12 protein-coding genes are annotated in these 11,890 nt (G+C 59.3%); 2 read left to right on the top strand and 10 right to left on the bottom strand.

What is annotated here, in order from left to right; genetic code table 11:
• Window positions 1-8 precede the first annotated feature (8 nt).
• Entirely contained in the window at window positions 9-923 is a 915-nt protein-coding gene (locus tag V6F91_RS03585) for a LysR family transcriptional regulator (protein ID WP_332762387.1), read from the top strand.
• A 49-nt stretch (window positions 924-972) separates the two neighbouring features.
• On the opposite strand, the gene V6F91_RS03580 is transcribed toward V6F91_RS03585, so the two are convergent.
• The 9 genes from V6F91_RS03580 to V6F91_RS03540 all read right to left on the bottom strand — a co-directional run bounded on the left by V6F91_RS03580 (window position 973) and on the right by V6F91_RS03540 (window position 8,723).
• Entirely contained in the window at window positions 973-1,449 is a 477-nt protein-coding gene (locus tag V6F91_RS03580) for a DoxX family protein (RefSeq protein WP_332762386.1), read from the bottom strand.
• Window positions 1,446-2,204, bottom strand: coding sequence for a DNA-binding domain-containing protein (locus V6F91_RS03575; protein WP_332762385.1), 759 nt, complete (start codon window positions 2,202-2,204; stop codon window positions 1,446-1,448). The genes V6F91_RS03580 and V6F91_RS03575 overlap by 4 nt, the downstream gene beginning before the upstream one ends.
• Entirely contained in the window at window positions 2,201-3,088 is an 888-nt protein-coding gene (locus V6F91_RS03570) for a DUF692 domain-containing protein (protein ID WP_332762384.1), read from the bottom strand. The genes V6F91_RS03575 and V6F91_RS03570 overlap by 4 nt, the downstream gene beginning before the upstream one ends.
• Before the next feature lie 25 nt (window positions 3,089-3,113).
• Window positions 3,114-3,419: a DUF2282 domain-containing protein gene (locus tag V6F91_RS03565; RefSeq protein ID WP_332762383.1), complete on the bottom strand. Its 306-nt coding sequence runs from the start codon at window positions 3,417-3,419 to the stop codon at window positions 3,114-3,116.
• Between the two features lie 303 nt (window positions 3,420-3,722).
• Entirely contained in the window at window positions 3,723-4,424 is a 702-nt protein-coding gene (locus V6F91_RS03560) for an ABC transporter ATP-binding protein (RefSeq protein WP_003222380.1), read from the bottom strand.
• On the bottom strand, window positions 4,425-5,192 hold the full coding sequence (livG, locus tag V6F91_RS03555; RefSeq protein WP_016771357.1) for a high-affinity branched-chain amino acid ABC transporter ATP-binding protein LivG: 768 nt from the start codon (window positions 5,190-5,192) through the stop codon (window positions 4,425-4,427). It abuts the gene before it with no gap.
• Window positions 5,189-6,445, bottom strand: coding sequence for a high-affinity branched-chain amino acid ABC transporter permease LivM (locus V6F91_RS03550; RefSeq protein ID WP_332762382.1), 1,257 nt, complete (start codon window positions 6,443-6,445; stop codon window positions 5,189-5,191). Before V6F91_RS03550 ends, livG begins: the two co-directional genes overlap by 4 nt.
• Window positions 6,442-7,365 (bottom strand): high-affinity branched-chain amino acid ABC transporter permease LivH, encoded by a 924-nt coding sequence (livH, locus tag V6F91_RS03545; RefSeq protein WP_090282129.1) that lies wholly within the window; start codon window positions 7,363-7,365, stop codon window positions 6,442-6,444. Before livH ends, V6F91_RS03550 begins: the two co-directional genes overlap by 4 nt.
• 230 nt (window positions 7,366-7,595) lie before the next feature.
• Complete coding sequence (locus V6F91_RS03540) at window positions 7,596-8,723, bottom strand: branched-chain amino acid ABC transporter substrate-binding protein (RefSeq protein WP_332762381.1); 1,128 nt, start codon at window positions 8,721-8,723, stop codon at window positions 7,596-7,598.
• A 352-nt stretch (window positions 8,724-9,075) separates the two neighbouring features.
• Between V6F91_RS03540 and V6F91_RS03535 the strand changes: the two genes are divergently transcribed.
• Window positions 9,076-9,396: a DUF2288 domain-containing protein gene (locus V6F91_RS03535; RefSeq protein WP_332762380.1), complete on the top strand. Its 321-nt coding sequence runs from the start codon at window positions 9,076-9,078 to the stop codon at window positions 9,394-9,396.
• A 278-nt stretch (window positions 9,397-9,674) separates the two neighbouring features.
• On the opposite strand, the gene V6F91_RS03530 is transcribed toward V6F91_RS03535, so the two are convergent.
• Complete coding sequence (locus tag V6F91_RS03530) at window positions 9,675-11,867, bottom strand: hypothetical protein (protein ID WP_332762379.1); 2,193 nt, start codon at window positions 11,865-11,867, stop codon at window positions 9,675-9,677.
• Window positions 11,868-11,890: the final 23 nt, after the last annotated feature.

Raw genomic sequence — 11,890 nt, 5'->3', positions numbered from 1 at the left:
AACAATCCATGAGCGAAATGGATGATCTGGCCGCGTTCGCTGTGTTGATCGAAGCCGGCAGTTTTACCTTGGCGGCGCAACAGTTGGGCTGCAGCAAGGGCCAGTTGTCCAAGCGCATCAGTCAGCTCGAAGCGCAGTTTTCCGTGGTCCTGCTGCAACGCACCACCCGGCGATTGAGCCTGACGGCGGCGGGCGCGGCGCTGTTGCCGCAAGCGCAGGCGCTGGTGGTTCAGGTCGAACGGGCACGTCAGGCATTGGCGCGACTCAAGGACGACATGGCCGGCCCGGTGCGGATGACGGTGCCGGTGTCGCTCGGGGAAACCTTTTTCGATGGCTTGCTGCTGGAGTTCTCGCAGCAGTACCCCGAAGTGCAAATCGAGCTGGAGCTGAATAACAGCTATCGCGATCTGTCGCGTGACGGTTTCGATCTGGCGATCCGCTCCGAGGTGGCCAATGACCAACGCCTGGTGGCGCGGCCGCTGCTGGCCTGGCAGGAAATGACCTGCGCCAGCCCGGCCTATCTCGAACGTTACGGCGAGCCAAAGACCCCGCAGCAACTGGCTGAGCACCGCTGCCTGCTGAACAGCCATTACAGCGGCCGCGAAGAATGGCTCTATCACCAGCAGCACGAATTGTTGCGGGTGCGGGTCTCTGGCCCGTTCGCCAGCAACCATTACAGCCTGCTGAAAAAGGCCGCGCTCACCGGCGCCGGCATCGCCCGACTGCCTTCCTATCTGCTGCAGACGGAACTGGCCGACGGCCGCTTGCGCTGGCTTCTGCGCGATTTTCAGACCCGACGGATGCCGATGCTGCTGGTGCACCCGTATCAGGGCGGTTTGCCGAAACGCACGCAGGTGCTGGCGGATTATCTGATCGGCTGGTTCAAGCGCAGCGGCGAGGCGCTGGATCGACTCCAGCGCTGATTTCGTAACCCTGTGGGAGCGAGCAGGCTCGCTCCCACAGGCATTTCTTTCAGCGAGAAAAGCGGCGCGCGATCAGGTGATCAATCGACAATTTCCCCGGGCCAGTCGCCATCAAGTACAGCAGCACCGCCGCCCAGGTGCCGTGGGTCGGGTAGGCGTCGGGATAGACGAAAATCTGGATGGTCAGGGTCATGCACAGCAGCGCCAGCGCCGAAAACCGCGTCGCCAGGCCGATCAGGATCAGCACCGGGAAAAAGTGTTCGGCGAACGCTGCCAGATGCGCGGCGATTTCAGGCGACAGCAGCGGTACGTTGTATTCGCTCTGGAACAACGGAATCGTCGAGTCGGCCAGACGCGGCCAGCCCAGTTGAAACGTGCCGTCAATCAGGTCGATCGCCAGCCCCTCAACCTTGGTTTGCCCGGATTTCCAGAACACCGCAGCGATCGAGAAACGTGCAATGAAGGCAATCAGGCTGTGCGGGATTTTTTCCAGCAGGGTGATGGCGCGCGGGATAAGCGTATTCATGGCAATTCCTTGTAGCTCAGTTGAATGATCGCGTTATGGGCGATCAGCAAGGCGAGGGTTTGGGCGAGGTCGAAGGGTGGGCTGTTTTCGGCCGCCGCGAGCAACGGCTCGCCATTGTTCAGGTGACGGATAAACACGCTGGCGCCGGCCTCCAAGGCAAACACTTCAACGTCGAGGCCGTTGCGCAACACCAGTGCGTGTTGCCCTTGATTCAGGCCAATGCCCGCCAGGCTTTGCGCCTGCTGATGCGCGGCCCAGATCGCCACCACGGCAAACGCTGAATCGAGCAGGTGCAGCGACGGATGCAGGCCGAACGCCAGTCCGCCGAGGGTTTGCGGATGGGCGAGGGCGGCGCTGACGTGCGCCGGCCGGATCGGCTGCGCGTCGGCGGCGTGGTAGGCGAGGACGCGCAAATACTCGAGGCGCGCGACATCGGCCACATAGGGCACGCCGGCAATCGGTTCGAACTGCGCGATGAAGTCGGCGAATGTTTCGCCGTAGCGGCTCATCAACGGACTCTTTGGCGGTTGGCTGCGGATGAAAACTGCGGCCATGGCGCGGAAGAATTCGTCGCCGACCAGCTGTTGCACCACCGGATAACTGTCGGCCAGCGCATTGACCAGCGACGCCTGCACATTATTGCGATACACCGCGAACCGGCTCGCCGGGTCGGCACCGTTGGCGCTGCGCAGACCATCGGGGCAGGGCAGGCCCGTATCGATCAGCGCGGCGGCGAAAGCGCTTTGTGTGCTCATACATGGCCTCCGCTTGCGAGCAACAGCCGCTCGGCCTGTTGCGCCTCGGCCAGCAATACTTCGAACGCCGGCACCTGGTTGTCGCGCTCGATCAGCGTTGCCACCGGGCCGATGCGCTCCAGTACCTGGCGATACAACTGCCAGACCGCTAGATCGATTGGCGCGCCGTGATCGTCGATCAGCAAACGATCGCCGAGGCTGTCGCAATCTTCGGCGAACCCGGCCAGATGAATCTCGCCGACCGCCTGCAGCGGCAGTGCGTCGAGGTAGGCCAGCGGATCGCGCTGATGATTGATGCACGACACATAGACGTTGTTCACGTCGAGCAACAGGCCGCAGCCGCTGCGGCGAATCACCTCAGCGATGAAGTCTGGCTCATCGATAGTCGAGCGTTCGAACTCCAGATAAGTCGCCGGGTTTTCCAGCAGCATCGGCCGCTTGAGGGTGTTCTGTACCTGATCGATGTGCGCGCAGACGCGGACAAGCGTGGGCGTGTCGTAGGCCAGCGGGAGCAGGTCATTGAGAAACACCGGGCCGTGGCTCGACCAGGCCAGGTGTTCGGAAAAGGATTGTGGTTGATAACGCGCAATCAGCTCGGCCAGACGCTTGAGGTGTTGTTGATCCAGCGGCGATTCAGCACCGATGGACAAGCCGACGCCGTGCAGCGACAGCGGATATTGCTCGCGGATCAAACCGAGAAAATGATGAAACGGACCGCCGGCCACCATGTAGTTTTCGGCGTGGACTTCGAAGAAACCGAGGTCAGGTGAGGAACCGAGCACTTGTTGAAAGTGCCCGGTCTTGAGGCCCAGCCCGGCACGGGGCGCAAGCCCGGTGAGGGCTGCCTGAGTGCGCGCAAGGATATGGTCGTGGTCGCTGAACATGCTCGTCACTCAGGCAGGCCGCGGATCAGGACTTGGCTTTGAAAGTTTCGAGCTGACCGAAACCGGTCGGCGAGGTTTTGCTTTCGGTGGTGGTGCAGGTGCCTTTTGGAACGGATTTCCAGGCATTGGCCTGGTAGTCCATTTTTGCTGTGCCGGCGCAGGTGGTGCCTGCACCTGCGGCGCAATCATTCTTGCCTTTCATGGCCACGCCGAAACATTTTTCCATGTTGGCATCGGCGGCCTGGGCGGTGGAGACGGTGGCGATGCTCAGCGCGGAACCAAGGGCCAGAACCAGAGCGGTGGCGGACAGGGTGCGGGTGGTAGCAGTCATGATGTTTCTCCAGGTTTTATCAGGGTGTCTGCAAGTGCTTTTGCGCTTGCTTGTCCCTCTAGAGAAAGGTCGGGGGGATGCGTTACAGGCGAGACTGAATTTTTTGTGATTTTTCGAAATTCGCCCCTTTCCCTGTGGGAGCGAGCTTGCTCGCGAAGGCGTCGTGTCAGTCGACGTTGATGTTGAATGACTCACCGCTTTCGCGAGCAAGCTCGCTCCCACAGGGTTCTCGGTAAACTCGAGGTTTGTGGCAGGCAATAAAAAAAACGGCCCGAAGGCCGTTTTTTTGTTCAGCGATAACACTCAACCACCCAGATACGCCTCGCGCACTTTCGGGTCGGTCAGCAGCGCTTCACCGGTGCCTTGCATGACCACGCGGCCGTTCTCCAGAACGTAGGCGCGGTCGGCGATTTTCAGCGCCTGGTTGGCGTTCTGCTCGACCAGGAACACCGTCACACCGTCCTTGCGCAGCTGTTCGATGATGTCGAAGATCTGCTGGATGATGATCGGTGCCAGGCCCAGCGACGGCTCGTCGAGCAGCAACAGCTTGGGCTTGCTCATCAGCGCACGGCCGATGGCGAGCATTTGCTGTTCGCCGCCAGACATGGTGCCGCCGCGCTGGTTGAAGCGTTCTTTCAGGCGTGGGAAAAGTCCGAGAACCTTGTCCATCTGTTCCTGATAGTCGCCCTTGTCGGTGAAAAATCCGCCCATCGACAGGTTTTCTTCAACGGTCAGACGGGCAAACACTCGACGACCTTCCGGCACCACGGCGATGCTCTTGCGCATGATCTGCGACGAGTCCTGGCCGACCAGTTCCTCACCCATGTAGCGGATGCTGCCGCTGTGCGCCTGCGGCGAACCGCAGAGCGTCATCAGCAGCGTGGACTTGCCGGCACCGTTGGCGCCGATCAGCGTGACGATCTCGCCCTGACGGACTTCGACGTTGACGCTGTGCAGGGCCTGGATCTTGCCGTAGAAGGTGGAAACGTTTTCGAACTGCAGCATTTACGCTTCCCCCAGGTAGGCTTTGATCACTTCAGGATTGTCGCGGATCTGTTCCGGCGTGCCGTCGGCCAGCGGTGTGCCCTGGTTGATCACGACGATGTGATCGGAAATGCTCATGACCAGTTTCATGTCGTGCTCGATCAGCAGCACGGTGACGTTGTGCTCCTCGCGCAGCACGCCGATCAGCGCCTTGAGGTCTTCGGTTTCTTTCGGGTTCAGGCCGGCGGCCGGTTCGTCGAGCATGAGGATCCGCGGGCGGGTCATCATGCAGCGAGCGATTTCCAGACGCCGTTGCTGGCCGTACGCGAGAGTGCCGGCGGTGCGGTTGGCGAACTCTTTGAGGTTGACCTTTTCCAGCCAGTACTCGGCAAACTCCATGGCCTCGCGCTCGCTTTTGCGGAACGCCGGGGTCTTGAACAGACCGGACAGGAAGTTGGTGTTCAGGTGCCGGTGCTGGGCGATCAGCAGGTTCTCGACCGCGGTCATGTCCTTGAACAGACGCACGTTCTGGAACGTACGCACCACGCCCTTGAGCGCGATCTTGTGGCCGGGCAGGCCCTGGATCGGCTCCCCATCGAGCAGGATGCTGCCGCCGGTCGGCTGATAGAAACCGGTCAGGCAGTTGAACACGGTGGTCTTGCCGGCGCCGTTCGGCCCGATCAGCGCAACCACTTGTTTCTCTTTGACGGTCAGGGCCACACCGTTGACCGCGAGCAAACCGCCGAAACGCATGCTCAGGTTTTCGACTTTAAGGATCTCACGGCTCATTTGCGCAACTCCATGTGTGGGCGTTGCATCGGCAGCAGACCTTGTGGACGCCAGATCATCATCAACACCATCAGGGCACCGAACATCAACATGCGGTACTCGCTGAACTCACGCATCATTTCCGGCAACAGGATCATCACGATCGCCGCCAGGATTACGCCCAGTTGCGAGCCCATGCCGCCCAGCACGACGATGGCGAGAATGATCGCCGACTCGATGAAGGTGAAGGACTCCGGCGTGACCAGACCCTGGCGCGCGGCGAAGAAACTGCCGGCAAAACCGGCGAACGCGGCACCGAGGGTGAACGCGGAAAGCTTGATCACAGTCGGGTTCAAGCCCAGTGCACGGCAGGCGATTTCGTCTTCACGCAGCGCCTCCCAAGCGCGACCGATCGGCATGCGCAGCAAACGGTTGATCACAAACAGCGCAGCCAGTGCCAGCAACAGCGCAACGAGGTAAAGGAATATCACCTTGTTGATCGAGTTGTATGGCAGGCCGAAATACTCGTGGAACGTCTGCAGACCTTCAGCCGCTTTACGCTCGAAGGTCAGGCCGAAGAACGTCGGTTTTTCGATGTTGCTGATGCCGTTCGGGCCGCCGGTGATATCGGTCAGGTTACGCAGGAACAGACGGATGATCTCACCGAAACCCAAGGTCACGATCGCCAGATAGTCACCGCGCAGACGCAACACCGGGAAGCCCAGCAGGAAGCCGAACGTCGCCGCCATCAGGCCGGCAATCGGCAGGCAGATCCAGAAGCTCAGGCCGTAGTAGTGCGACAGCAGCGCGTAGCTGTAGGCGCCGACGGCATAGAAACCGACGTAACCCAGGTCGAGCAGACCGGCCAGACCGACGACGATGTTCAGGCCCAGGCCGAGCATCACGTAGATCAGGATCAGCGTGGCGATGTCCACCGCGCCGCGTGAACCGAAGAACGGCCACACCAGGGCGATCAGAATCAACGCAATGATGAAGTAACGCTGAGTCGTCGGCAGGGTCAGGAAGTTGCTGGCCTTGGCCGGGATCAGCGGCATACCGGGCGAGGAGCGCCAGGCTTTGCTGATCTGCTGATTGAACAGCACGCGCAGGAACATCAGCACCGAGCAGATCGCGATGGTCGCGAGCACCGCAGGGCTGGTGTTGTGCACTTCCAGATTGATGCCGACGATGGTCAGTTTCAGACCGAGTACCGGGTAGGCCACGGCCCACACCAGCAAAGCGCTGAACAGCGCCTGTTTAAGATTCCTAGTCATACTTTCTCAACCTCCGGACGGCCCAGAATGCCGGTCGGACGGAACAACAGCACCAGAACCAGCAAGCCGAACGCGACGACGTCCTTGTACTGGTCGCCGAAGATATCGGCACCGAACGCTTCCGCTACACCGAGCACCAACCCGCCGAGCATCGCCCCGGGAATGCTGCCGATGCCGCCCAGTACCGCCGCGGTGAAAGCCTTGAGGCCGACGAGGAAACCGGCGTTCGGGTTGATCACGCCGTATTGCATGCTCAGCAGAACAGCCGCAACGGCTGCCAGCGCAGCACCGATGACGAAGGTCAGGGCGATGATGTTGTTGGTGTTGATGCCGAGCAGGTTGGCCATCTTGATGTCTTCGGCGCAGGCGCGGCAGGCGCGGCCCAGACGAGAACGGGAGATGAACAGGGTCAGGCCGAGCATGGCGATCAGCGTGACGACGAACACCACGATCTGCATGTAGGAAATCAGCACTTCTTGTGCGCCACCCGGACCGAAGGCGAGGTTGCCCGGGATCAGGTTGGGGATTGCTTTGTCCTTGGAGTCTTGCGCCAGCAGAACGGTGTTCTGCAGGAAGATCGACATACCGATGGCGGAAATCAGCGGGATCAGACGGTTGCTTCCGCGCAGGGGGCGGTAGGCAATGCGTTCGATGCTGTAACCGTAGGAACTGGTGACGACGATGCTGGCGATGAACGCCGCAGTCATCAGCAGCGGGACACTGTCGAGTCCCATCATGGTCAGCCCGGCGATGGCGATGAACGCCACGTAGGAACCGATCATGTATACCTCGCCGTGGGCGAAGTTGATCATTCCAATGATGCCGTAAACCATCGTGTAGCCGATGGCGATCAAGGCATACATGCTGCCAACGTTGAGGCCGTTAACCAGCTGTTGGAAGAAGTGATAGAGGTCAGGCATTACAGCGCTCCTAAAAACCTGATACGCATTTCACTGGTGGAGTCATTTTCCCGCCCGGCCCCGTGGATCTCTATCCACTTCGAATCCGGGTTTTGCCAGCGAACCGCTGATGACGGTTTTGAGATTTTCAGGTGGGCAGACTGGCGGATCACGCCAGCGCGGCCCATTCATTCGTAAAACAAAGCCCACGGCACGCCGTGGGCTTTATTGGCAGTCAGTCAGGCAGCGCCTTACTGAGGCGAAACTTCAGTTTTAGGTTTGCCGTTGTGCCACTCGTAAACCACGAATTTGAAGTCTTTCAGGTCGCCCTTGGCGTCGAAGCTCAGGTCACCGGTCGGGGTCTTGAACGAACCGGCATGGATGGCTTCAGCCACTTTGCTGGCGTCTTCGGACTTGGCAGCGGTGATACCGGCGGCAATCACTTCAACCGCGGAGTAGGACGGGAACACGAACGGGCCGCTCGGATCTTCCTTCTTCGCTTTGAACGCATCAGCCAGGGCGATGTTGGCTGGATCCTGGTCGAAGGACTTCGGCAGGGTTACCAGCAGGCCTTCGGACGCGTCCTTGGCGATCTGGGTGATCGAGTCGTTACCCACGCCTTCCGGACCCATGAACCTGGCTTTCAGACCTTTTTCCTGGGCTTGACGCAGAATCAGGCCCAGCTCCGGGTGGTAGCCGCCGTAGTAGACGAAGTCGACACCGGCTTGCTTGAGCTTGGCGATGATTGCGGAGAAGTCCTTGTCGCCAGCGTTGACGCCTTCGAACACAGCAACCTTGGTGCCTTTTTTCTCCAGGGTCGATTTCACCGCGGTGGCGATGCCTTCACCGTACTGCTGTTTGTCGTGCAGCACGCCAACCACTTTCGGTTTCACGTAATCGGCGATGTAGTTGCCGGCGGCAGGGCCCTGGGCGCTGTCCAGACCGATGGTACGGAAGATCATTTTGTAGCCACGGGCGGTGATGTCCGGGCTGGTGGCAGCCGGGGTGATCATGATCACGCCTTCGTCTTCGTAGATGTCCGAAGCTGGCTGAGTGGAGCTGGAGCACAGGTGACCGACCACGAACTTGACGCCGTCGTTGACGACCTTGTTCGCGACCGCTACTGCTTGTTTCGGATCGCAGGCATCGTCGTATTCAACGGCTTCGAGTTTCTTGCCATCAACGCCGCCCTTGGCGTTGATCTGCTCGATGGCCATTTTTGCGCCACTGAACTGCATGTCGCCGTATTGGGCTACTGGACCGGTTTTAGGACCGGCGATACCGATTTTGATGGTGTCAGCTGCGAACGAATGGCTGGCAACCCCGGCCAGAACCATAGCGGCAAACAGTTTGGAAATCTGCTTAGTAGCCTTAGTCATAGTGCTCCACTCTTACTGTTGTATTTTTTTAGAGTTCTGGCGCCGTAGCAGCAGAACCGGGTCAGATATCTTTGCGACATCCTCCGGAAATGCCCCCGGCAACTGTACCGGTACAGTGTAGAGCGCCGCTTGTTCAACTGGGAAGCGGGCGCCAACGGGCAAAACCTGGAGGTGTCGCATTTTTGAATGAAAAAGACAGAATTGCGGCGGGGCGTTTGTAGGCATATAGCTCAAACAGCAGCATTCCCTGGCGTTCCTGCTCTTTTCGTTCGGTGCAGCCATTTGCAACCGGGTTTTTCTGGCGGACCACCAACGTTATGATTCGCGTCGATTTCTTTTCCGGACAGAGCCCATGAATCAAGAACCTAGCACCCTCTATGCCAAGCTGCTTGGGGAAACCGCATCTATTACCTGGAAAGAGTTGGAGCCGTTCTTCGCCAAGGGTGCCCTATTGTGGGTCGACCCAGCGCTGGATTTGATCGCTGCTGCCGAAGCCGTGGCAAACGACGATGGCGACAAAGTCGCTGCCTGGCTGGCCGAAGACAAGGTCGCCAAACTGTCTGAAACGCGGGCGCTGGATATTTTCGAACGTGATCCGCAATTATGGGCAGTGGTGGTTTCGCCGTGGATTCTGATCCAGGAAAGGGCGAGCGCTCCGGGCTTCGCACCTTAATGGTGCGAGCTGTCATCAGCGAAAAGTGTGTAGCGGAGTAGCGTGATGGCACGTTGCCGTGGAGAAACGCCACAGGCGCGTCTCACTTCACGGTGACGTAAACGTAACGGGAACAGTTGATCGAGCGGCCTGAGGGTCGCTTAATTGTTTCTGGATGTTGATTCAGTCAGATGTGTATCGGTCGGTAAGGCCTCTTCGCGAGCAGGCTCGCTCCCACGGGTATTGCATTCCAAATGTGGGAGCGAGCCTGCTCGCGATAGGGGCGACTCGGTAGTGGATCAGACCGAGAAAGACTTGCCGGTATGGTTATTCAGCGAAATCACCTTGGTCTTGCCAATCCGGTGACGATAGATCTCGCGCAGGTACTTGATCGACTTCTTCACACAGTCGCGCGACAGGCGAATGTCGTTGATCGAGACAAACTTGTCTTTGTCGTTGATCAGCTCGCGGTACTTCTTCTCGTACATCGGTTTGATCGCGTACCAGTTGGTGTCGAGAATCTTCGCCGGGTTTTCGAATTCGTTGAGCAAGTCATCGATGCGATCTTCGTCAAACTCTTCCTGAATGATGAAATCGAGAATCGAGTTGTCCAGCGTCTCGTCGAAACGGTACGGGGTCTTGGCGAAGCAGCGCTTGATGAACGCCACGATCAACGTCAGGAAGTCGTCCGACAGGCACGGGCTCTTGGCGATCAGGGTGGTCAGCGACAGGTTCGCCGAAGCGCCGATCACCAGTGCGTAACGCTTGAGCGTGGTGTTGGGGAACAGGCTGTTGAGGTGGGTCTTCAACCGGTTCAGATCCATATACGAAAGCTTGTAATCCTTGGGCAGCGAAACGATCGAGACCACCGACGAGCAGTTCTTGAAGAAGTGCAGGTCATGCAGCGCGGCGGCGTCGTAGCCGGAGTTCTTGTATTGCTCCAGCGACGCGCGATAACGCTTGGACTCGATCGGCAGCAGGCTGATGCCTTCGATGGCCTGGGTGACCTTGTTGAAGTGCGGCAGGTCGATCGAGCGGAAGAACAGATCGTCGATGTTCAGACGCTGCGGCTCTTTCTCGAAGACCTTGAATTTGTCGCTGCTCGGCGGCGGCGTTTCCGGCACCACCGATTCGGCATAGGCAATCGCCACTGGGCCGGCCAGGCTCATGAACAGGTCGTTGGCATCCAGGCGAATGGTTTCGCCGATGTCGATGCCGGCGCGGCGGAAGTAGTTCTGGTCGTAGTCGGTGGTCACTGCCTGCGCGGTAAGAATGTTGAAAATCTGCTGCGAGATGTACTGGTTGGCGTGCTTTTCCATCGCATTGACGTCAATGTTCTGGATGTTGCCGTCGTCGCTTTCTTCGGCGTACCGCATGATGTCGTTGGAAATCAGCATCATCGCGTTCCACGGGCGAATCCGTCCCATGACGCTGGCTTCGCTGCTGTCTTCGTTGGCGAAGTTGTAGGAAAAATCCCATTCCTCAGAGAGGTATTTGCACAGCAGACGCCCGGCGTTGATGTGCAGCGCCTCGGACATTTCGCTGCGGTGATCGGAAATGTTCGGCAGCACGCAGATGCCGCTGGTGAAGATCGGCTCGAACACGAACGAATGACCGCTTTTGCCGTCGTGTTCGTCCATCGGCTTGGTGTCGAACGTCTTGTTCATGTACGAATGCTGCTGGGCCAGACCGAACTCCGAGGCCATGCCCGAACCGGTACCGCCGCCGGCACTGAAAATCGAAAAGTACAGGCGCGACTGGTTGGCTTTGATGCCGCAGCTGTCGATCAGGTACGAGTGGATCATTTTCCAGTCGGGGCTGGAGAAACGCTGGGTGTCCTTGTTGAGGATGATCTTCGCCAGATACTGGCCGAGGATCGGCGCGTTACCGGCGCCACCGGCGTGGACTTCGGACAAGTCCATGATCTTCATCTTGCTGTAGTCGCGCAGGAAGCCGCTTTTCTCGCCCTTGCGCGAGAAACGGATGCGCCCGGCGATGTCCTTGTCGAGGTCGCCGAGCATCACCAGCGGTTCGACCAGAAACACCGGTTTGGTCGACTTGTTGGTGCCGATGCGCAGGTTGTTTTTGATCCACTGCGCCGGGCTGTAGCCCTTGTCGGCGAGGCGGCGATCGGCCAGGCGGTCTTCGTTGTTGAATTCGTTGAGGTAGAACTTGCGCGCGTTGTACACCAGCTCCGCGACGTCGAGGGCGATGTTGGAGCCGCAGCGACCGAGGCCGATCAGGCACACCGAAGGGAATTCCTGATCGTTGTGCTGTTCGTTATCGCCTTCCAGGTGCGGCGGGCGCGGAAACACCAGATCGCGCAGGCCGTCGAGGTTGTCGAGGATGCGGTCGGTATTGGTTTCGGTGAAGTACAGGTATTGCTGGGTCGACAGCGGACGCGCAGGTTGTACAGGCTTGGTCGGGCTGTTGGCGGTGGGGCTGGAGGTCAGGTCGGAAATCGCAGTGGCAGGATTGTTTTTGGATGTCATGGTGCGCCATGTACCTGGACTGG

Source organism: Pseudomonas koreensis (assembly GCF_036668835.1).
Lineage (GTDB): Bacteria > Pseudomonadota > Gammaproteobacteria > Pseudomonadales > Pseudomonadaceae > Aquipseudomonas > Aquipseudomonas koreensis_I.
Note: the sequence above shows the minus strand (reverse complement) of the source record. Positions and strands in the feature narration are given on the sequence as shown.